Below are 20676 nucleotides of genomic sequence, written 5' to 3'. Positions count from 1 at the left end.
ATGAAGGCGCTGAAAGCGATCGACCGCAAGGCCGTGCGCGATCTTCGCGTGCTGTGGAGCCAGGCTCTGACCATCGCCCTGGTCGTCGCATCGGGCGTCGGCGCCTTTCTGGCCACGCTCTCGGCCGTCGACTCGCTGGCCTCGGCGCGGGACCGCTTCTACGTGACAGGGCGCTTCGCCGACGTGTTCGTCACCGCGAAGCGCGCACCGCAGGAAGTCGCCCGGCGCCTGCGCGAAATCCCGGGCGTGCTGGACGTCCAGACGACGGTGGAGGCGCCCGCGCGCGTGACGGTGTCCGGCAGCACCGACCCGGTGATCGGCCAGCTCGTGGGCGTCGGCGCACGCGAGCCGCGCCGCCTGAACCGCCTGGTGCTGCGCAGCGGACGCTGGCCCGAGCCCGGCACCCATGCCGGCGGCGAGCTGCAGGTGCTGGCATCGGAGAGCTTCGCCAAGGCCCACGCCCTGCATGCGGGGGACGCCGTGACCGCGCTCGTGAACGCCAGGCAGCGCACGCTTCGCATCACGGGCACCGCGCTGTCGCCGGAGCACATCTTCGGAGGGCTCATGGGCGTGCCCGACCTGCGCGCCTTCGGCGTCTTCTGGCTCGACGAGGACGAGCTGTCGGCCGCGGTCGACATGGAGGGCGCATTCAGCCATGCATCGCTCAAGCTGGCGCCCGGCGCCTCCGAGCCCATGGTGATCGACGCGGCCACACGGCTGCTCGCGCGCTTCGGCGGCGCGCCGGCGCACGGCCGCGACTCGCAACCCTCGCACGCCATGCTGGACAACGAGATCCGCGAGCAGCACGTGCTCGGCAGCGTGGTGCCGTCGATCTTCCTGGCCGTGGCAGGCTTCCTGCTGCACGTGGTGACCGCCCGGCTCGTGGCCGCGCAGCGCGAGCAGGTCGCCGCCCTGAAGGCCCTGGGCTACGCCAACCGGGCCATCGCGCTGCACTACGTCAAGCTCGTGCTGCCGATGGTCATCGGCGGGTACCTGGCCGGCCTGCTGCTGGGCAGCGTCATGGGTGCCGGCATCATGCGCCTCTACACGGACTTCTTCCGCTTCCCCGAATTCGATCACCACATTCCGCCGGGCCTCGCCCTGGCCGCGCTCGGCATCGTGCTGCTCACGGCCCTGCTCGGCACGCTCAGCGCCATTGCCGCGACGGTGCGCCTGTCGCCGGCGGAGGCGATGCGGCCGCCCGCGCCGGGGCGGTATCGGCGCGCGCTGCTGGAGCGCATTCCGGTGCGGGTCGGCACGTCGGTGCGCATGATCGCGCGCAACATCGAGCGCCGCCCGCTGCGCGCCGCGGTCACCACCGGCGGCATCGCCGCCGCCGTGGCGATCGTGATCATGGGCAACTTCTTCCGCGATGCCATCGACGCCATCGTGCACACGCAGTTCGACCTGGCGCTGCGCGGCGACGTCGTGGTGTGGAACGTGGACGTCGTCGATGCAGGCGCGGCGCGCGAGCTGGCCCGGCTGCCGGGCGTGCTGCAGGTCGAGGCCGGCCGGCGCATCGCGGTGCGCTTCCGCCACGGGTGGCGCGCGGAAGACGGCCTGATCGACGGGCGCGCGGCGCAGCCGCTGCTGCAGCGGGTGATCGACGTGGACGGCCGGCACGTCCCCGCCGGCACGCACGGCATCGTCATGACCGATCGCCTCGCGGACAAGCTCGGCCTGCGGCCCGGGGACACCGTGGACGTGGAGGTGCGCGAGGGGCGGCGTGCGGTCGTCCGCGTCGTGGTCGAGCGCACGGTGCGGGACATGATGGGCCTGAACGCGTTCATGCGGCGCGAATCGCTCAACCGCCTGCTCGCCGAAGGCAACGTGGCCAACAACTTCGCGTTGCGCGTCGAGCGCGGAATGCTCGCGCGCGTGCTGGAGTCCACGCAGGCATTGCCGAAGGTGGCGGGCGCCTTCAGCAAGGCGACCATGCTGCGCAACATGAACGAGGTGAGCGCGCGCAACATCCTGATCATGAGCGCCGTGCTCACCGCGTTCGCGGTCGTGATCGCGGTGGGCGTGGTCTACAACAACGCGCGCATCGCGCTGGCCGAGCGGACCTGGGAGCTGGCCAGCCTGCGCGTGCTGGGCTTCACGCGCACCGAGGTGTCGATGCTGCTGCTGGGCGAGCTCGCGCTGGTGATCGCCGTCGCGCTTCCCCTCGGGATGATGCTGGGCTGGGGCCTCACGAACGCCATCGCCCAAATGCTGCGCTCCGACCAGTTCCTGTTCCCGGTCGTGATCCGGCCGCCCACCTATGCCTGGGCGGCCATCGCGGTCGTCGCCGCGGGGCTGGCGAGCGCGCTGGTGGTACGGCGCCGCATCGATCGCCTGGACATGGTCGCCGCACTCAAGACGAGGGAATGATGATGAAGCGAGGTCTCGTGATCACCGCCGTTGCCGCCGCCGCGGTCATCGGCGCCATCGGCTGGGCCTTCGCCCCGCGCCCGCTGGAGGTCGAAACGGCCAGGGTGTGGCGCGGGCGCTTCGAGCAGTCCATCGAGGAAGACGGCCGCACGCGCCTGCGCGAGCGCTACACCATCTCGGCGCCGGCGGCGGCCCGCCTGGCGCGCATCCGGCTGCGCGAGGGCGATCCCGTCCACGCGGGCGACGTGGTCGCGCAGTTGACGCCGGTCATGCCGTCGATGGTGGACGAACGCAGCCTGCGCGAGGCGAACGCGCGGCTCAAGGCGGCCGAGGCGGCGGTGACGGGCGCCACCGCGCGCGTGGACCGTGCCCGCATCAGCCAGGAGGAAGCCCGTTTCGAGCTGCAGCGCACCGAGAAGCTCGCGCGCGACGGCTTCGTGTCGGCGTCGCGCTTCGACAGCGCACGGCTGGCCCTCGATGGCACGCGCCGCGAACTCGAGGCGTCATTGGCGGCGCGCGAGGTCGCGGCCCAGGAGCGCGCGCAGGCGGCCGCCATGGTGCAGCCCGCCGCACGCAACGATCCCGGGACGCCCCTGCCGCTGCGCGCGCCGGTGTCGGGGGTCGTGCTGCGCGTGCCGATCCTGAGCGAGGCGACCGTCGCGGCCGGCACGGCCCTGCTCGAGGTGGGCGACCCGTCGCAGTTGGAGGTCGTCGTCGAGATGCTCACCCAGGACGCCGTGCTCGCCAAGCCGGGCACGCGCGTCGTGGTCGAACGCTGGGGCGGGCCGTCCGTGGAAGGACGCGTGCGCCGCGTCGAGCCCGCGGCATTCACCAAGGTGTCCGCCCTGGGCGTCGAGGAGCAGCGCGTGAACGTGATCGTCGACCTGTCGCAATCGCCTGAAGCCTGGGCCGCCGTGGGAGACGGCTTCCGCGTGACGGCACGCGTGATCACCGCCACCGCCGACGATGCGGTGCAGGTCCCGGTGGGCGCGCTCTTCCCGGCGGAGGACGGGGTGATGGCCGCCTTTGCCGTCGAAGCAGGCCGCGCGGTGCTGCGGCCGCTGGAGCTGTCGGGCCGCGGCAACACGATGGCCTGGGTGCGCGCCGGGCTGCAGCCGGGGGAACTGGTGATCGTCTACCCGCCGCCGGGCGTGGCGGACGGCCGTCGCGTGCGCGCCCGGCAGAATCCGTGAAAGCTTCTTGAACCGGGCTCCAGGGCTCATGCGCCGCTGGACGAGAAGAGAGGCGCCAGCCGGCCATTGCAGGCGGCCTCGCGCCCAGATCAAGGTGCCGGGCTGCGCCCGCCGTCCTGTCCGATGCGCACCAGCGGCAACTGGGAACGCACGAAGCTGAGGGCGTACTGCAGCGCACCCGCGCTCTCGGCATGCAGCGTGTACAGGGGTTGTCCGAGTTCCACGCGGTCGCCCAGCCGCACGTGCATCGTCGCTCCGGCTGCCGGATCGCGCGGCGCACCGGCGAGCTTGGCCGCGCGCGCGACCAGGCGCGTGTCGATGGCGCGGACGGTCCCCGCCGCCGGCGCCGTGACCGGCTGCGTGTGGGCCGCCCTGGGCGGCTGCCTGGCGCCGCCCTGGGCTTCGCGGATCGCCGCGAATTTGGCGAGCGCACGGCCGTCGGCAAGGACTTCGCGGGCCAGCGCCTCCCCCGCGCCGGCCGCGCTGCGCCCCGCCATCTCGAGGACGCCCGCGGCGATCTGCAGCGCCCGCTCGCGCAGGTCGGCCGGCGCATCCGGCTGCCGTTCGAGCACCGCCATCACGTCCATGGCCTCGAGGGCCGGACCGATGCCCCGTCCGACCGGCTGGGTGCCGTCCGTGCGCTGGACGCGCACCTGGATGCCGAGCGCGGCGCCGACGGCCACCAGGCTGCGCGAAAGCTGTTCGGCCGCCGCCGCGCTGCGGACCTTGGTCAGCGGGCCGACCGGCAGGTCGATGAGCACGCGCTGCGACCCCGCCGCGACCTTCTTCGACAGGATCGACGCCACCAGCAGCCCTTCGCTGTCGAGGCTGAGCGGGCGCTCGACGCGGATCAGCATGTCGTCGGCCGGGCTGATGCGGGTCGTGCCGCCCCACGCGATGCAGCCGCCCTCGCGCTCGACCACGCGCCGCATGGTCGCGAGGTCCAGGTCCACGGGCGCCAGCGTCTCCATGGCGTCGGCCGTGCCGGCGGCGGACGTGATCGCACGCGAGGACGTCTTGGGCATCAGCACGCCGCAGGCCGCGACGATCGGGACCACGAGCAGCGTCGTCCGGTTGCCGGGCAGCCCGCCGATGCAGTGCTTGTCCATGACGGGCGACACGCCCCAGTCGATGCGCTCTCCGACGTCGACCATGGCCCGCGTGAGCGCCACGGTCTCGTCGAAATCCAGGCCGCCGCCGGCGCACACGGTCACCAGCGAGGCCAGGTGGATGTCGGAGAGACGGCCATGGCTGACGTCCTCCATGAGCAGGCGCAGCGCGGTGTAGTCGAAGCGCGTGCCATGGACCTTGGCGCGCAGCGGCGCGAGCGAATCCTGCACCGGCGGATGCCGGACGTCGACCTCCGCGCCATCGGCCGCGCCGAGCAGGCTCCAGGCCGCCTCGGAGAACGCGATCTCGTCATGCCGCAGCCAGTCGCCTTGCACCTGGTGCAGCAGCGCGAGCACGTGGCGGCCGTTGCCGATGACCTCCACCTGGGCCTGGGACTGGAATCCCTCCGCCCGGCACACGGGGCAATCGCCGCGCAGGTACACCACCGGCTGCTGGTAGGTGTCGATGCCGGCGCGGCGGGCCCGCAACGGCCTGGTAGCGCTGAGCACCGTGTCGATCACAGCCGATGGGCCTCGCGGTAGGCGGGGACGGTCGCCGGCCACCCGTGACGTTCCTCGATCGCCAATCGCAGCGCGTCGGCCGCCACCGGCTCCCCGTGCGTGACGAAGACCCGCCGCGGAGCGCGCAGCGCACCGATCCAGGTCAGCAGCTGCTCGCGGTCGGCATGGGCCGACAGCGTGTCGAGGTGCGCCACCTCGGCGCGCACCGGCACGTAGGCGCCATGGATCTTGACCGCCTCCGCGCCGGCCAGCAGCGCCGCGCCGCGTGTGGCCGCGGCCTGGAAGCCGGCGAACAGAATGGTGTTCTTCGCATCGGGGGCGTAGGCTTTCAGGTGGTGCAGCACGCGCCCGCCGGTCGCCATGCCGCTGGCCGACACGATGATGGACGGAAAGCCGAGGCTGTTGAGACGCTTCGATTCCTCCACGGTGTTGACGATGGTGACCTCCCTGCCGATGGCGGCGCACTGCTCTGCGCTCAAACGGTGTTCGTCGAGGTGGCGGCGGTAGATCCGCGTCACGTCGGCCGCCATCGGGCTGTTGAGGTACACCGGCATCTGCGGGATGCGGTGGGCGCCGCGCAGCAGCTGGATGCAATGCAGGAGGGTCTGGGCGCGCCCGACCGCGAAGGAGGGGATCACGACGATGCCGCCGCGCGCGGCGGTCCGGCTGATGATGTCCGCGAGCGCGCCCAGCGTGTCGGCGTCGCGATGCCGGCGGTCGCCATAGGTGGACTCGATCACGACATAGTCCGCCTGTTCCGGCGCCTCGGGCGGCCGCATCAGCAGATCGTCGCTGCGCCCGAGATCGCCCGAGAACAGGATGCTTCCACCGTCCCAGCCGATGCGCACGCTGGCGGCGCCGAGGATGTGGCCGGCGCGCCGCAGGCGCCAGGACCAGCCCGGCCAGGGCGCGTGCTCCTGGTCGAACGCAAGTGTCTCGAAATGCTTCAGGGCTCTTCGCGCGTCTTCCTCCGTGTACAGAGGCAGTGCCGGCTTGTGCTTCGAGTGGCCATGGCGATTCGCGAACTCCGCCTCTTCCTCCTGGATCCTGCCCGAGTCCGGCAACAGCAGCTCGCACAGCTCGCGCGTCGCCTGCGTGCAATAGACCGGCCCCTGGAACCCGAGCTTCATGAGCCGGGGCACGAAGCCGCTGTGGTCGATGTGGGCGTGAGTGAGAAGCACCGCATCGATGCGGTCCGCATGGATCGGCGGGCCCTCCCAATTGCGCAGGCGCAGCTGCTTGAGGCCCTGGAACAGGCCGCAGTCCACCAGCAGCCGCCGCCCTTCGTGCTCCAGCAGGTACTTGGAGCCGGTCACCGTGTCGGTCGCGCCGAGAAATTCGATCCGCATCGGGGGTCCTTCCATCGAGCCGCGTGGCCGCACGCGGCGGCAACGGGCGAATCCATCATGCCGGTCGATCGCCGCTCGCTCTTGATCCAGCGCAATGCAGCGGCGCCAGCCGCCTCCTAAAGTCAGTCTGCGGCCCGTGTGGCTGCCCCGCCAACTCTTCAAAGGAAGTGACAGATGAAATCCGACACACAACTGCGAACCGACGTCCTGGCCGAACTGGACTGGGACCCCGCCATCCACGCAGCTGCGGTCGGCGTGACCGTGAAGGACGGTGTCGTCACACTGACCGGCCACCTCGGCAGCCATGCGGAGAAGGTGGCCGCCGAACACGCGGCGCAGCGTGTGAACGGCGTGAAAGCGCTCGCCGTCGAGCTCTCGGTGAAGCTGCCCGCCGGCGAGGAACGAACCGATGCGGACATTGCAAGAGCAGTCGAGCATGCGCTGACCTGGAGCGTGTGGGTCCCGAACGGCAAGGTCTCAGCCATGGTCGAGGGCGGCTGGGTCACGCTGAGCGGGGCGGTGGAATGGGAATTCCAGCGCCGTGCGGCGGAGCACGCGGTGCGTCCGCTGATGGGCGTCACCGGCGTATCGAACATGATCACGATCGCTCCACGCCTGAAGGCGGCCGACATCGAGAAGTCGCTGCACGAGGCGCTGGCGCGCCAGGCAAGGCGCGAGAGCGATCGCATCGACATTTCGGTCGCCGGGTCGCAGGTCACATTGCGGGGGCAGGTCCACTCCTATGCCGAATACGATGCGGTCCGCAATGCGGCCTGGTCCGTGCCAGGCGTCGCGTCGGTCATCAACGACCTGCAGGTTCGGGACTGAATGCCGTGCTGGGCCTGGACACCATGTTCGATGCATGCAGCGGGACGACGGACGGCGTGATGTTCACCCGCAGCAGATGCATGGAGATCGACGAGTTCCTGCAGGATCATGAAGAGTGGACCCGGATCCTTGATGGCGGGGTTCTGAATCCTCATTGAAGAAAGGGGCGCATCCCGCCCCTTGTCCCCCGGCTCAGGCGCCTACCTTGAGTTCGTTGATCACGCTGGTCACGCCGGGTGCCGACCATGCGGCCCCCTGCGCCGCGGCGCGCTCGGCCCAGGAGTGCACCGTGCCTTTCAAGGTGGCGGTCGCACCGCTGACCTGGACCTCGATGCGATCGGCTTCTCGCTCTGCATGGCGCGCCAGCGCTTCCCGGATGCGGGTCGTCACGTTGGACGACATCACCCTCGGCTTGATGACGATCTCATTGGTGAAGCCCAGAACGCCGGTCAGCGAGCGGATCGCCTGGGCGGCCGCGTTGCGCTGGTATTCCCAGTCGACATCACCCCGCAGCGTGACCCACCCTCCCTCGACCTTGACCGTGAGGCGCTCGTCCGGCACCAGCGTGTGCCACGTGAGCGCCGCCTCGGCGGCCTGGGCAAGCTCGGAATCGTTGCGCTTGTGCCCTGGCGCCAGCTTGACGTCCAGTTCCACGGCGAGCGCCTTGACACCCTGGACGCGTTGCACGGCGCGTTCCACCAGGTATTTCTCGCCGTAGGTTTCGAGGTGGCCGCTGAGCGTCACCACGCCCTTGTCGACCGCGACGCCGACATGGCTCGCGTTCACCGCGGGATCCCACTCGAGCTCCTGCTCCACCTCATGCTTCAGTTGAGCATCGGTTTTCATGATCTGCCTTTCAATTTGTCAATCAATGGGTCACCATCTGCGTGAATCGACGCAGCTTTGCGGGCAACCTGACGTCGCTGCGCCCGCGGAGCCATCGTGCATCCGGCGCCGGTTCACCTTCTTGCGCCAGCGCAAGCTCAGGTGCTGCCGAGGACGGCGCCAGGCTTGATCTCGATCAAACGCACTGCGGCGCGGCCTCACTAGGATGGGCTGCACCTTCACTCACTGCGAAAGAAGCTCCCATGAACGACACCCTGCAAGCGGAATCCGTCAATTCGGCACCCGTATCCGGCGATCACCAAGCATGCATGGCCAGTTCGCGCATGGGCGACACGCGCGCCCGGCTGGAAGACGCGCTGCGCGGCATGCGCACACACTTCGGCGACATCCAGGACACCACGGTGCACCGGGCGCGCGACGCGCTCCGTTCGGCCGACACGGCCGTGCATCAGCATCCCTACGGCGTGCTGGCGGCCATTGCCGTGACGGGGCTCCTGGTCGGCTACCTGACCGGCCGCCGCTGACCTGCCCGGCGTGGCCTTGGCGCCTGTGTGCGCCGGCCCCGGGAACGACCATGTCACTGTTCGAGCCCTGGCTGTCCTGGACAACCGCGATGGACGTGGCGGCCGCCGCAGCGTCCGGCCGCGAGGCCGTGGCACGCTGGCGACAGCGCAGGCTGGCTGATCTTCTCGATGCCGCGGCTCGACGCTCGCCTTTCTACCGCCGGCTCCTCGCCGGACGGGATACGCACGCTGCGGACCTGGCTCGCCTGCCCGTCATGAACAAGAGGACGCTGATGGCGCGCTTCGACGAGTGGGTGACCGATCCCGCCCTGCGCCTGGAAGACCTGCGACGCTTCGTGTGCGACTCCGACGCCATAGGTGCTGCCTACCTGGGACGCTACACCGTCTGGGAAAGCTCCGGCAGCAGCGGCGAGCCTTGCATCTTCGTGCAGGACGCGCGCGCCATGGCGGTCTACGACGCGCTGGAGGCGCTCCGGCGGCCGCCCCTGACACCCCTGCGGCGCTGGCTGGATCCGTGCTTCCAGGGCGAGCGCATCGCCTTCGTCGGCGCCACGAACGGGCACTTCGCCAGCACCGTCTCGATGGAACGTCTCAAGCGCCTGAACCCCTGGCTGTCGGCGCATCTGCACAGCGTCTCCTTTCTGCAGCCGACGCCGGCGCTGGTCGACGAACTCCATCGGCTTCAGCCCACCATCCTGTCCACGTACCCGAGCGCGGCCGTCCTGCTGGCCGAAGAACGCCTCGCCGGACGCCTGTCGCTCGACATCCGCGAGGTCTGGACCGGCGGAGAGGACCTGTCGGAACGCGCGCGGGCCCTGGTGCGCTCGGCCTTCCACTGCCCTGTTGCGAACAGCTACGGCGCTTCCGAGTTTCTCACCCTGGCCTTCGAGTGCCGGCACGGGCACCTCCACTTGAACGACGACTGGGCCATCCTGGAATCGGTCGATCGGGAAGGCCGCGCGGTTCCGAACGGCAGCACGGGCGCGACCGTCCTCCTGACCAACCTCGCCAACCACGTTCAGCCCTTGATCCGCTATGACCTGGGCGACCGGGTGACGCTGGATGCACGGGCCTGCCCTTGCGGTTCTCACTTTCCGACCCTCGAAGTACAGGGCCGCTGCGACGACACCCTCAGACTGGGGCGCCGGCGCCAGGTGTCGGTGCTTCCTCTTGCGCTCAGTACCGTGCTCGAATCCGAGGCGGCGCTGTTCGACTTCCAGCTGCTGCAGGAAGGCCCTTGCGAACTGCTGTTGCGCTCGGGCTCGCGCGACGCCGGCGACACCGCCGCGCTGGAGCGCGGCCGGCGCGCGCTCGAGGCCTTCTTGCAGGGCCAGGGGGCCGGCGAGGTACAGATTCGATGTGACAGCGCGCCACTGGGCCCGTGCGGCCGCAGCGGCAAGCGCCAGCGTGTGATTGCCGCGCCGCTCGCCTGAAGCGCCGCCCGCCGTTCCCGTTCAGTGGGACAGCAGCAGGGGGATCCGGGACCGCGCCAGCATGTCGTGCGTGACGCCGCCGAGGAGCACTTCCCGCAGCGGACCCTGGGCATAGCCTCCCATGACGATCAGGTCCGCGTCCATGCCGGCGGCGCAGGACTGAAGTCCCCGCGCGATGTTGCCGATGGCCAGGTACTGCTCGGCCTCGGCATGCACGCCGTGGCGCCCCAGCCAGTCGACCATCTCGCGCGCGCTCACCTGAGCCTCCTCGAAACGTTCCGACCTGCTGAGGGTGACCAGCGACACCTGCCCCGCCTTGCGCAGGAACGGCAGGGCGTCCCGCGCCGCCAGCGCCGATTCGCGCGAAGCGTTCCAGGCCACGAGGATGCGCTCGCCGATGGTGTGCAGCGGGCCCGCGGAGGGCACGATCAGCACGGGCCGGGCGGCTCGCATCAACAACTGGTCGGCGAGGTCGCGCGCGGCGGCTGCGAGCGGCCGCTCGCCGCTTTGCGGGTCCGGGTCTGCCTGGCCCAGCACCATCAGGTCGCACGTTCCCGCCACCTTGACGAGGGCCTCGATCGGCGGCCCGTCCACCGTCCGATGCTCGAACGACGGCGGCGGGTACCTGCGGACGAAGTCGCCGAAGAGATGCGCGACGGCCTGGGCACGCAGGGCGAGCAGGTCGTCGTGCCCGCCACGGACCGACGGCTCGCCGTCTCCCGGGGCAGGCGGCGCACCGCCGGCCGGAAGCCCGGTGGGCACGACGCCGATCAGATGGCCGTGATGCGCCCTTGCGAGGCGCGCGGCGACCTCGACGCGCCGCTCGCAGGCGGCGCTGTGGTCCAGATGCACTGCAATCGTCTTGATGTCCATGGGGTCGTCTCGCCAAGTGGGGCAAGCTGATCTTGAGGCACGCCGAGCGGACGCGGCTTGATGTCGATCAAGCTCGAGCACCGTCCACGTCCAGTGGATGGGTGCCGGACGCGATCCGGCCGCGCCTTGAGCCATATCAAGGAAGCCGCACGCCGCGGGCCGCAGCATGCCTCTCACGTTCGCCCCAGGGGATTCTCTTGACTGTCCGCCATCTCGACCGCCTGCTGTGCCCCGCTTCGATCGCGTTGTTCGGAGCGTCGTCGCGCCCAGGAAGTGTCGGCGCCGCCGTCTGGCGAAACCTGCGCGCCGGACAATTCGCCGGCCCGATCTATCCGGTGAACCCCAAGCATTCGCTGCTCGACGGCGAGCCGGTGTTCGCCTCCGCCGCCCAGTTGCCCACCGCACCGGACCTCGCGGTGATCTGCACCCCGGCGGCGACCATCCCCCGGATCGTCGCCGAGCTGGGCGAGCGGGGCACCCGCGCCGCCATCGTCGTCACAGCGGGCATGAGCGCACTGCAGAAGCAGGCAGCGCTCGATGCGGCACGACCCCATGTGCTGAGGCTGCTCGGACCCAACTGCATCGGCCTGCTGAGCCCGCACCTGGGCTTGAACGCGAGTTTCGCCCATACGGACGCACTGCCCGGCGACATCGCCTTCGTCTCGCAGTCGGGCGCCCTGGTCACGGCCGTGCTGGACTGGACGCGCAGCCGCGGCATCGGCCTGTCGCACATGATCTCGCTGGGCGACCACTGCGACGTCGACTTCGGCGACCTGCTCGATCATCTGGCCAGCGATGCCCGCACCCGTTCGATCCTGCTCTACATCGAGTCCGTGGAGTCGCCGCGCAAGTTCATGTCGGCCGCGCGCGCCGCGGCGCGCAACAAGCCGGTCATCGTCGTGAAGGCTGGCCGTGCCGGCGGCGGGCTGCTGGCGGCTGCTTCGCACACAGGCGCGCTGGCCGGATCGGACCTGGTGTACGACGCAGCCATCCGGCGCGCCGGCATGCTTCGCGTCGACACCCTGCACGAACTCTTCATCGCCGCCGAGACGCTGGCCCGGTTCCGCGCCAACCACAGCGAGGTGCTGACGATCATGACCAACGGCGGCGGGGCAGGCGTGATGGCGGCGGACGCGGCGGCGCGCGCCGGCATCGCGCTGGCCGAACCGGGCAAGGCGCTGCTCGACCAGCTCGATGCGGTGCTGCCCGGGCATTGGTGTCGCGCCAACCCGATCGACATCGTCGGCGACGCACCCGTGGAGCGCTACACCGCCACCCTTTCCGCCCTGCTGGCCGACCCGGCGGCCGGCGCGATCCTGTTCGTGCACGCGCCGACGGCCATGGTGCGCAGCGACGACATCGCCAAGGCCTGCCTGCCGGTGCTGCGAACCGCGACGCCACGCGTCCTGGGCTGCTGGCTCGGCGACGCGTCGGTGGCCCAGGCCAGGCAGCTTTTCGAGCAGGCCGGCGTGCCCGACTACCCCACACCCGAGGATGCTGTGCGGGCATTCGAGATGCTGCAGACCTACAGGCGCAACCAGGCGCTCCTGACGGAGACGCCAGCTTCGTGCGAACGGCCAGCGCCGGAACTCGCCAAGGTGCGAAGGACGCTGGAGGAAGCGCTGTCCGCCGGCCGTGAATGGCTGGACGAGGTCGAAGCCAAATCATTGCTGCAGGCCTACGGCATACCGACGGTGCGCACCATGCGGGTCGACGCATCGGCCCAGGCCGTCGTCGAGGCCGCCGAGCAGCTGGGCTATCCCGTCGCTCTCAAGATCGTGTCGGACGCGATCACGCACAAGTCCGACGTGGGCGGCGTGCGGCTGGACCTCCGCGATGCCACGATGCTCTCAAGGGCGGTGGACGACATGCTCCGGTCGGTTGCTGCCGCGCGTCCCGACGCACCGATCGATGGCCTCAGCGTCCAGGCGATGGCCTGCCGGCCGCATGCGCAGGAGGTAATCGTCGGAGCAAAGGTCGACAACGTCTTCGGCCCGGTCGTGCTGTGCGGCCAGGGGGGCACCGCGGTGGAGGTGTTCGCCGACACAGCGGTCGCGCTGCCGCCGCTCAACCGCAGCCTGGCGCGTGAGCTGGTCGCCCGCACGCGGATGGCGCGCCTGCTCGCCGGCTATCGCAACCATCCGCCGGCGCGCATGGACGCGTTGTACGACGTCCTGATCGCGGTGTCGGAGATGCTGGCCGATCTGCCCGCACTGGCCGAGCTGGACATCAATCCGCTGTGGGTCGACGAACAGGGCGCTCTGGCCCTGGATGCGCGCGTCCGGCTCGCCAGCGTACCTGCGTGCGGCACCGATCGCTTCTCCATCCTGCCCTACCCGCAACAGTGGGTGCGCCACCTCGCGTGGGAAGGGCGCAGCATCACCGTGCGGCCGATCCGGCCCGAAGACGAGGCACAGCACGATCGCTTCCTGCGCAGCCTCGACCCGGAGGACATGCGGCTGCGCTTCTTCCAGATGCGCCGCGATCTGCCGCACAGCGAGCTCGCGCGCCTGACCCAGATCGACTACGACCGCGAAATGGCCTTCATCGCCGAAAGTCTCGATGTCCAGGGCCAACCGGAGACCCTGGGCGTGGCGCGCACCGTGTGCGACCCGGACAAGGCGGACGCGGAGTACGCCATCCTCGTGCGCTCCGACCTGAAGGGGCACGGCCTCGGCCGGATCCTTTTCGAGCAGTTGATCGAACATGCGCAATCGCGCGGCATCGGCCGGCTGGTGGGCATCGTGCTCCGGGAGAACACCCGCATGCTGCGGCTCGCACGGGCCCTGGGCTTCCACGAGGACGTCGCCGCGGCGCCGGATCCCACGACGCGGCGCATGGTCAAGCCCCTGTGTGCGGCAGCGACCGAATGCACGCCTTCCAGCCTCGCGCCCGCGGAATGAACCCGGAGGCTGCGCGCGGCATCGTCAATGCGCGATCAGCACCGGCACCGTCATCTGCGCCAGCACTTCCCGCGTCACGCCGCCCAGCACCATCTCGCGCAGGCGAGAGTGCCCATACCCGCCCATGACCACCAGGTCGCTTGCCAGGTCGGAGACACGGGACAGAAGCGCGTCCGCGATGCCGATCTCGACGACGTTCTCTTCGACCGCCGCCTGCACGCCATGGCGCCCCAGCCAGCGGACGGTCTCCGGGATCAGCAGACTCTTCTCCTGCATCGCCCCGGGCGCGTGGAAACTCGCCAGCTTCACTTTGCAGTCGCTCGCCAGCAAGGGCAGGGCTTCGCGCATCGCGACTGCGGCGGGGCGCGAGCCGTCCCAGGCCATCAGAACGTTCTTGCCGACCTGGTCGAACCGGCCCGCGTAAGGGACGACCAGCACGGGCCTCCCCGCTTCGAGCATCACATGAGCCACCAGGCCGCGCACCGGGATGTCCGACGGGCTCGCGGGATCGTCCTGGCCCAGCACCACGAGATCGCTCGTCCGCGCATGGGCGATCAGCTCGTCCAGCGTCGTCCCCTCGACTTCCCTTAGTTCGTGGGGCACCGGGGGACAGTCTCGCAGTTGCGCCCTGAATGCCTCGCCGATGCCCTCCGCACGCTGGCGCAGGTACTTGGCGGATTGGGCGATGTAGTCGGTCATGCCGGAGGGCAGCGCGCCGGCGGGGATCGTGCCGTCCAGCAGGCCGTTCGGCAGCAGGCCGACAAGATGAGCCCCCTGGCTGATCGCAATCTGCGCGGCGAGCGCGACGCGTGCTTGGCACCTCGGCGTGTGGTCCAGGTGCACGAGGATGGTCTTGATGGTCATGCGCGTTCCTTGGTCGATGCTTCACCCATCTTCGGCGCAGGCAAGCGCTCCCGGATTGATTTGCGTCAAGGCCGCGCACGGTCTCCAGCGGCGTGGCTCGTGCGAGAACGCCGCATCGGCCTTGATCCACCGCAAGGGAATGGGCGGCGGCCTTCCCTAGACTGGCGCCACGCTTGGGGAGCCGCACCTTGAACGACTTTCGATCGATCCTCGTCCATCTCGACGGCAGCGTGCACGCCCAGAGCCGCCTGCACGTTGCGCATCGCATCGCAGCACATCACCACGCGATGCTCACCGTCATGTTCGCCGTGACACCCCAGTACCTGCCGCTGCACCTGCTGCAAGGCCATTCGTTCAGCAGCCGAATGCCGAGGAAGGTCGACGCGGGTCATCGCTCCCGCGCGCTGGCCCTGTTCGAACAGGCCCGCTCGGCAGGCGGCTGCACGGTGACCTGGCAGGAACTCGATGGCGAACCGGTCGTGGAGCGCCTGGCCCGGCGGGCGCTTGCCTCGGACCTTCTGGTGCTCGGGCAGCGCGACCCGCTCGACGCGTCCGGCTTCGACGTACCGGGCGACCTGACCGAAGCGACCATCATCGCGAGCGGGCGCCCCTCGCTCGTCGTGCCTTTCGCCGGCACCGCCGCCCCGATTCCGCAGGTCGCCCTGGTGGCCTGGAAGTCCACCCCGGAGTGCGCACGCGCGCTGGCCGCCTCGCTGCCCTTTCTTCGGAAGGCTACGCAAGTGCACCTCGTCTGCGCATCCGATGCGCTCGACGAAAGCGACCCGGCGCCCGTGCATCTGCCTGCCTACCTGCGCCTGCACGGGATCGACCAGGTGCACGAGCATCGCCCGCTCGCGGACCACGAGGCGGGCCATGCCATCCTGTCGCTGGCCGCGCAGACACGAGCCGACCTGATCGTCATGGGCTGCTATGGGCACAGCCGCGCACGCGAACTGGTCCTCGGCGGCGCGTCGCGCCGGATCCTCGAGTCGGCCCAGGTCCCGGTACTGATGTCGCATTGATGCAGCGCAAACCTGCCTGGCCGCACGCCGTCAAGAATGAAGCGCTCGCACGAAGGCCGGTGGCGAGCCATTCCCACCACCCGGCAGCGAAGGAAAGCGCGATGTACCGAAAGATCCTGGTTCCCCTCGACAAGCTTCTCGCCACCGCTTCCTGAGATGAACCTCCGCACCGGCCGGCGCCTGCCATGGGCTGCGGTTCTCGCCTGCGCCTGCTCGCTCTGTGCGTGCAGCATTGCCCCGTCGCTGTCCTCCGCACGGCAAGGGCGACCGGAACCGCACGGTGGACCGGATTTCCCGGGTCTCGTCGCCAGCCGAAGCGCGACAGTGGTGGACATCAGCACGCTGCGCGTGGGACGCGACGAGAGCGAGGGCGAGATGAACCTGGAGTTCGCGCCCGAGAACGACTTCGCCGACCGCCTCGCCTGGCCGCTGCCCGCCCGATTGCAACTCAGCGAGATCCGGGACATCGCCTCGGGTGTGATTCTCTCCAGCGACGGGTACATCCTGACGAGCGCCCACGTGGTCAGCCAGATCGACGAGGCGCAGGTGCGCCTGGACGATGGGCGCCGCTTCATGGCGCGGCTCGTGGGCAGCGATCGGCAGACGGACGTCGCACTCTTGAAGATCGATGCCGACGGCCTGCCCGTCGCCACCATCGGCGACTCGTCTGCGCTGTCGCCGGGCGACTGGGTCGCGGCGATCGGCGCCCCATTCGGGTTTCACGGAAGCATCACCACGGGGGTCGTGAGCGCGAAGGACCGTTTCATCGCCGGCGCCGGCGAAATTCCCTTCATCCAGACGGATGCCGCCATCAATCCGGGCAGTTCCGGCAGCCCGCTGTTCAACCATCGCGGCGAAGTGGTGGCGATCAACTCCATGATCTACAGCGGCAGTGGAGGCTATATGGGTCTGTCGTTCGCGGTTCCCATCAATCTCGCGATGCAGGTGGCGGCCCAGCTGCGGGCGACGGGAAAAGTCCGGCGGGCGAGGATCGGCGCCGAGTTCCAGGAGATGACGCCGCTGCTGGCGCAGTCCTTCGCGCTGGCGCATGGCGGGGGCGCGCTGGTCGCCAAGGTGGAGCCGGGCAGCCCGGCCGAGCGCGCGGGCCTGCGCGTGGGCGACATCGTGACGGCGATCGACGGCAACGTCCTGCCGCGGCATGCCGAAGTGCTGCAGCGCATCGGCAGTGGAACACCCGGAACGCGCATCGAGCTGGCGGTCTGGCGCGACGGCACGGCCCGCACGGTCCGCGCCATCCTGGCCGAAGCGCCGCAAGCGCCGCTGCCGGCGCCCGCGGCGGCGATCGAATGGAAGCACGGCCTGGGCCTCGTTCTCGGCGAGCTTTCGCGGGCGCAGCGGCTGCAGCTCGGCATCGAGGGCGGCCTGATGGTGCGCGAGTCGTCGGGCGCAGCCCGCAGCGAGGGCATCCGCAGCGGCGACGTGATCCTCGCCGTCAACGCACAGCGCCTGAGCACCATCGAGGAGTTCCGGCAAGCCGTGTCGCGCACGCCTTCCAGCCAGGCCATCGCCTTGCTGGTCATGCGCGAGCGGCGCGCGGCGTACGTGCCGATCCGGCTCGCCATCCCGGCTTTTCCACCCTAGAGAAAGAACGAAAGGCCGCTGATGAGCCTACCCATCGACGAACTCGACCGCACTTTCCATGCCGCCATCGCACAATGGACGCGAGGCCTGTCGCCCGCGGCCTTGATGCTGGCCTGGTCCGACTGGGCAGTTCACATGGCCGCGCAGCCGGTGCGCAGTGCCGAGGTAACTGTGGCAGGGCTGCTCCGCCCCCCACCGCATGGACCGACCACCCCCGATCCGACCGAGCTGGACCGTCGGCTCGCCCATCCGGCATGGGCGCGCTGGCCATTCAGCATGTACCGGGACGCCTTCCGCGACGTCGAGCAGTTCGTGCGCAATCTCACCAGCGATGTGCCCGGTGTCGAACGCCATCACGGCGAGATTGTCTCTTTCGCGGCACGCCAGCTGCTGGGCATGTGCTCGCCGGCGAACTTCTGCGCCACCAACCCGGTGGTGAGCGAGCGCACGAGATCGACCTGGGGATGGAACCTGGTCCGGGGTGCGCTCGAATGGAGCGAAGACTTCCGGCGTGTCGTGTCGGATCAACCTCCGCAGGGCGTCGAGGCCTTTGTGCCGGGAAAGGACGTCGCCTGCTCGCCCGGCAAGGTCGTGCTGCGCACCCGGCTGATGGAGCTCATCCAGTACGAGCCGACCACCGCGACCGTCCATCCCGAGCCGATCCTGGTCATGAGCGCCTGGATCATGAAGTACTACATCCTCGACCTGTCCCCTGACAACTCGCTGATCCGCTACTTGGTCGGCCAGGGCCACACGGTGTTCGCGATCTCCTGGAAGAATCCGGATGCCGCCGATGCAGACCTGGGCATCGAAGACTACCTGCGGCTCGGGCTCATGGCGAGCCTCGAAGCCATTCACGCCATCGTGCCGCGCCGCAGGATCCACGCGCTGGGCTACTGCCTTGGCGGGACCCTGCTGGCCATCGGCGCCGCAGCGCTGGCCCGCGACGGCGACGACCGCCTTGCCACGCTGACACTGCTCGCCGCGCAGACAGACTTCACCGAGCCCGGTGAGCTCGGCCTGTTCATCGACCAGAGCCAGCTCAGCTTCCTCGAAGACCTGATGGCGCGCCAGGGCTACTTGAATGCATGGCAGATGGCGGGCGCCTTCCATCTGCTGCGCGCGATGGATCTGATATGGACACCCTGGGTCCAGAACTATCTGCTGGGAGAGCGTGCACCGATGACCGACCTGATGGCCTGGAATGCCGACGGCACGCGCATGCCGTACCGCATGCACGCCGATTATCTGCGTCGGCTGTTCCTCGAGAACGACCTGGCAGAGGGGCGCTTCCCGGTCGACGGGCGTCCCGTGTCGCTGGGCGACCTCCGTTTGCCGATCTTCGCCGTGGGCACTCGCACCGATCACGTGGCGCCTTGGCGATCCGTCTACAAGCTCAACCTGCTGTGCAATACCGACATCCGCTTCGTGCTGACGGAAGGCGGCCACAACGCAGGCATCGTGAGCGAGCCTGGGCATCACGGCCGCTCCTACCGGATCCATGACAGGCGTCACGACCACCCGTACGTACCGCCGGACACCTACGTGGCACAAGCGATGCGCGTCGAGGGATCGTGGTGGCCGGCATTGGACGAATGGCTGTCCACCCATTCATCCGCGCGAGTCAAGCCGCCGGCCATGGGCCATGCGAAGGCGGGCTATCTTCCCTTGTGCGATGCGCCTGGGCAGTACGTGGCAATGCGCTGATGCGGCCGGACGACGCGATGCCTTGATCTGGCGCAAGGTGCGCGGCGCCAACCTCTCCCAGAATGCTCCTGCCGACACCGACTTCACAGCGCCGGCAACCATCCAAGGAAGGAGATCCGATGAAATCCGATGCGATGATTCGAAGTGACGTGGTGGCCGAGTTGAACTTCGATCCCGCGATCACGGCGACCGACGTGGGTGTGATCGTGAAGGACGGTGTGGTGACACTGACCGGCCATCCTGCCAGCCACGCGGAGAAGCACGCCATCGAGCGCGCGGTGCAACGCGTCAAGGGCGTCAAGGCGATCGCGATCGAGATGAATGTGCGCCTGGCGGCAGGCTACGAACGTACCGACGCCGACATCGCGATGGCGGTGGAGCGCGCACTGGAATGGAACGTGCTGGTGCCCGACGGCAGGATCCGGCCCATGGTCGAGAACGGCTGGGTCAGCCTCATCGGCGAGGTCGAGTGGGCCTACCAGCGCCAAGCCGCCGAGTTTGCCGTCAGGAATCTGCTGGGCGTCACCGGTGTCACCAACCGCGTGCTGGTCAAGCCGAAGTTCACTCCGACCGACATCGAGCAGAACATCCGCGACGCATTGCAGCGCCAGGCCGATCGCGACGCCAGCCAGATCAAGGTGACGGTCGAAGGTGGGCAGGTCTCCCTCTCCGGCACGGTCCGCTCCTGGGCCGAGCGGAAGGCAGCCCAGGGCGCTGCATCGGCGGCGCCAGGCGTCGCGAGCGTGGTCAATCACCTGCTGGTGGAGCCCTGAGCATGCGCGTTGCGCTCGTGACAGGCGGCACCGCCGGCATCGGGGCGGCGGTAGCGCAGGCATTGCTCGCCGCGGGATACCGGGTGGCCGTCAACTATGGGACGCATGCGCAGGCCGCACAGGACTTCGCCGGCCGCACCGGCATTCCAGCCTTCGCCTGGAACGTGGCCGACGCGGCTGCATGCAGCGAAGGCGTCCTGCGCGTCGAAGGCGAGATCGGGCCCATCGATGTCCTGGTGAACAACGCCGGCATCACCCGCGACGCGATGCTGCACAAGATGACACACGAGCAATGGCGCGAGGTGCTGGACGTCAACCTGGGCGGCTGCTTCCACATGTGCCGCGCGGTCATCGAAGGCATGCGGGAGCGCCGCTTCGGGCGCATCGTCAACGTCGGTTCAGTCAACGGCCTGTCAGGCCAGATCGGCCAATGCAACTATGCCGCCAGCAAAGCGGGCATGGTGGGCTTGACGAAGTCGCTTGCGCTCGAAAGCGCGTCACGCAACATCACCGTGAACCTCATCGCCCCCGGCTACACGGAAACGGCCATGGTCGACACTGTCGCACCAGAGATCATGGCGCAGGTCCTGAAGACCATTCCTGTGGGCCGGCTCGCCTCGCCAGCCGAGATCGCGAACGGTGTCGTCTTCCTCGCCTCCGACGAGGCCTCGTACATCACGGGCACCACGCTGTCCATCAACGGCGGCAAGTACATGGCCTGAGCGCCTCTTGCTTCCCCTTCGTTCACATTCCAA

The 20676-nt window shown here is 69.5% G+C and carries 17 protein-coding genes; 12 read left to right on the top strand and 5 right to left on the bottom strand.

The features are described from left to right. Both A8M77_RS18870 and A8M77_RS18865 read left to right on the top strand, forming a co-directional pair. Positions 1 to 2373, top strand: coding sequence for an ABC transporter permease (locus A8M77_RS18870; RefSeq protein ID WP_238136879.1), 2373 nt, complete (start codon positions 1 to 3; stop codon positions 2371 to 2373). A gap of 2 nt (positions 2374 to 2375) precedes the next feature. Then, complete coding sequence (locus tag A8M77_RS18865; protein ID WP_086923100.1) at positions 2376 to 3566, top strand: efflux RND transporter periplasmic adaptor subunit; 1191 nt, start codon at positions 2376 to 2378, stop codon at positions 3564 to 3566. Positions 3567 to 3655: 89 nt separating this feature from the next. Here the strand turns inward: A8M77_RS18865 and A8M77_RS18860 are convergent, their stop codons facing one another. Together A8M77_RS18860 and A8M77_RS18855 are read right to left on the bottom strand one after the other, a co-directional pair. Beyond that, positions 3656 to 5197 (bottom strand): thymidine phosphorylase family protein, encoded by a 1542-nt coding sequence (locus A8M77_RS18860; RefSeq protein WP_086923039.1) that lies wholly within the window; start codon positions 5195 to 5197, stop codon positions 3656 to 3658. Further along, positions 5194 to 6546, bottom strand: coding sequence for an MBL fold metallo-hydrolase RNA specificity domain-containing protein (locus A8M77_RS18855; protein ID WP_086923038.1), 1353 nt, complete (start codon positions 6544 to 6546; stop codon positions 5194 to 5196). The genes A8M77_RS18860 and A8M77_RS18855 overlap by 4 nt, the downstream gene beginning before the upstream one ends. Before the next feature lie 174 nt (positions 6547 to 6720). On the opposite strand from A8M77_RS18855, the gene A8M77_RS18850 reads away from it, so the two are divergent. After that, positions 6721 to 7374, top strand: coding sequence for a BON domain-containing protein (locus tag A8M77_RS18850; RefSeq protein WP_086923037.1), 654 nt, complete (start codon positions 6721 to 6723; stop codon positions 7372 to 7374). Positions 7375 to 7379: 5 nt separating this feature from the next. Then, complete coding sequence (locus tag A8M77_RS36105) at positions 7380 to 7532, top strand: hypothetical protein (protein WP_158100950.1); 153 nt, start codon at positions 7380 to 7382, stop codon at positions 7530 to 7532. A gap of 34 nt (positions 7533 to 7566) precedes the next feature. On the opposite strand, the gene A8M77_RS18845 is transcribed toward A8M77_RS36105, so the two are convergent. After that, positions 7567 to 8220, bottom strand: a complete 654-nt coding sequence (locus A8M77_RS18845; protein ID WP_086923036.1) for a BON domain-containing protein — start codon at positions 8218 to 8220, stop codon at positions 7567 to 7569. A 242-nt stretch (positions 8221 to 8462) separates the two neighbouring features. On the opposite strand from A8M77_RS18845, the gene A8M77_RS18840 reads away from it, so the two are divergent. After that, positions 8463 to 8744, top strand: a complete 282-nt coding sequence (locus A8M77_RS18840) for a DUF883 family protein (RefSeq protein ID WP_086923035.1) — start codon at positions 8463 to 8465, stop codon at positions 8742 to 8744. Between the two features lie 50 nt (positions 8745 to 8794). After that, the gene (locus A8M77_RS18835; RefSeq protein ID WP_086923034.1) at positions 8795 to 10177 is read left to right on the top strand and encodes a phenylacetate--CoA ligase family protein; all 1383 of its coding nucleotides are present in this window, start codon (positions 8795 to 8797) and stop codon (positions 10175 to 10177) included. Positions 10178 to 10198: 21 nt separating this feature from the next. On the opposite strand, the gene A8M77_RS18830 is transcribed toward A8M77_RS18835, so the two are convergent. Further along, positions 10199 to 11050, bottom strand: a complete 852-nt coding sequence (locus A8M77_RS18830; protein ID WP_158100949.1) for a universal stress protein — start codon at positions 11048 to 11050, stop codon at positions 10199 to 10201. Positions 11051 to 11247: 197 nt separating this feature from the next. Between A8M77_RS18830 and A8M77_RS18825 the strand changes: the two genes are divergently transcribed. Further along, positions 11248 to 13953, top strand: a complete 2706-nt coding sequence (locus tag A8M77_RS18825; RefSeq protein ID WP_086923032.1) for a bifunctional acetate--CoA ligase family protein/GNAT family N-acetyltransferase — start codon at positions 11248 to 11250, stop codon at positions 13951 to 13953. A gap of 24 nt (positions 13954 to 13977) precedes the next feature. Here the strand turns inward: A8M77_RS18825 and A8M77_RS18820 are convergent, their stop codons facing one another. Further along, positions 13978 to 14817, bottom strand: a complete 840-nt coding sequence (locus tag A8M77_RS18820) for a universal stress protein (RefSeq protein ID WP_086923031.1) — start codon at positions 14815 to 14817, stop codon at positions 13978 to 13980. A 188-nt stretch (positions 14818 to 15005) separates the two neighbouring features. Between A8M77_RS18820 and A8M77_RS18815 the strand changes: the two genes are divergently transcribed. The 5 genes from A8M77_RS18815 to phbB all read left to right on the top strand — a co-directional run bounded on the left by A8M77_RS18815 (position 15006) and on the right by phbB (position 20643). Next, complete coding sequence (locus A8M77_RS18815) at positions 15006 to 15839, top strand: universal stress protein (protein ID WP_086923030.1); 834 nt, start codon at positions 15006 to 15008, stop codon at positions 15837 to 15839. Between the two features lie 327 nt (positions 15840 to 16166). After that, a complete protein-coding gene (locus tag A8M77_RS18810; RefSeq protein ID WP_238136878.1) occupies positions 16167 to 17441 on the top strand; it encodes a trypsin-like peptidase domain-containing protein in 1275 nt (424 codons plus the stop codon). Positions 17442 to 17462: 21 nt separating this feature from the next. Continuing rightward, entirely contained in the window at positions 17463 to 19148 is a 1686-nt protein-coding gene (locus tag A8M77_RS18805) for a PHA/PHB synthase family protein (protein ID WP_086923028.1), read from the top strand. A 119-nt stretch (positions 19149 to 19267) separates the two neighbouring features. Further along, positions 19268 to 19921, top strand: a complete 654-nt coding sequence (locus A8M77_RS18800; protein ID WP_086923027.1) for a BON domain-containing protein — start codon at positions 19268 to 19270, stop codon at positions 19919 to 19921. 2 nt (positions 19922 to 19923) lie between these two features. Beyond that, positions 19924 to 20643, top strand: a complete 720-nt coding sequence (gene phbB / locus A8M77_RS18795) for an acetoacetyl-CoA reductase (RefSeq protein WP_086923026.1) — start codon at positions 19924 to 19926, stop codon at positions 20641 to 20643. Positions 20644 to 20676 lie beyond the last annotated feature (33 nt).

Origin of the sequence: Variovorax sp. JS1663 (assembly GCF_002157355.1) — a bacterium.
Classification (GTDB): Bacteria; Pseudomonadota; Gammaproteobacteria; order Burkholderiales; family Burkholderiaceae_C; genus Variovorax.
Note: the sequence above shows the minus strand (reverse complement) of the source record. Positions and strands in the feature narration are given on the sequence as shown.

Excerpts from the sequence above, each read along its gene's own strand:
- A8M77_RS18805 (WP_086923028.1), top strand. The coding sequence starts at position 17,463 with ATGAGCCTACCCATCGACGAACTCGACCGCACTTTCCATGCCGCCATC.
- A8M77_RS18830 (WP_158100949.1), bottom strand. The coding sequence starts at position 11,050 with ATGGACATCAAGACGATTGCAGTGCATCTGGACCACAGCGCCGCCTGC.
- A8M77_RS18870 (WP_238136879.1), top strand. The coding sequence starts at position 1 with ATGAAGGCGCTGAAAGCGATCGACCGCAAGGCCGTGCGCGATCTTCGC.
- A8M77_RS18845 (WP_086923036.1), bottom strand. The coding sequence starts at position 8,220 with ATGAAAACCGATGCTCAACTGAAGCATGAGGTGGAGCAGGAGCTCGAG.
- A8M77_RS18855 (WP_086923038.1), bottom strand. The coding sequence starts at position 6,546 with ATGCGGATCGAATTTCTCGGCGCGACCGACACGGTGACCGGCTCCAAG.
- A8M77_RS18800 (WP_086923027.1), top strand. The coding sequence starts at position 19,268 with ATGAAATCCGATGCGATGATTCGAAGTGACGTGGTGGCCGAGTTGAAC.
- A8M77_RS18835 (WP_086923034.1), top strand. The coding sequence starts at position 8,795 with ATGTCACTGTTCGAGCCCTGGCTGTCCTGGACAACCGCGATGGACGTG.
- A8M77_RS18820 (WP_086923031.1), bottom strand. The coding sequence starts at position 14,817 with ATGACCATCAAGACCATCCTCGTGCACCTGGACCACACGCCGAGGTGC.
- A8M77_RS18840 (WP_086923035.1), top strand. The coding sequence starts at position 8,463 with ATGAACGACACCCTGCAAGCGGAATCCGTCAATTCGGCACCCGTATCC.
- A8M77_RS18850 (WP_086923037.1), top strand. The coding sequence starts at position 6,721 with ATGAAATCCGACACACAACTGCGAACCGACGTCCTGGCCGAACTGGAC.
- phbB (WP_086923026.1), top strand. The coding sequence starts at position 19,924 with ATGCGCGTTGCGCTCGTGACAGGCGGCACCGCCGGCATCGGGGCGGCG.
- A8M77_RS18865 (WP_086923100.1), top strand. The coding sequence starts at position 2,376 with ATGAAGCGAGGTCTCGTGATCACCGCCGTTGCCGCCGCCGCGGTCATC.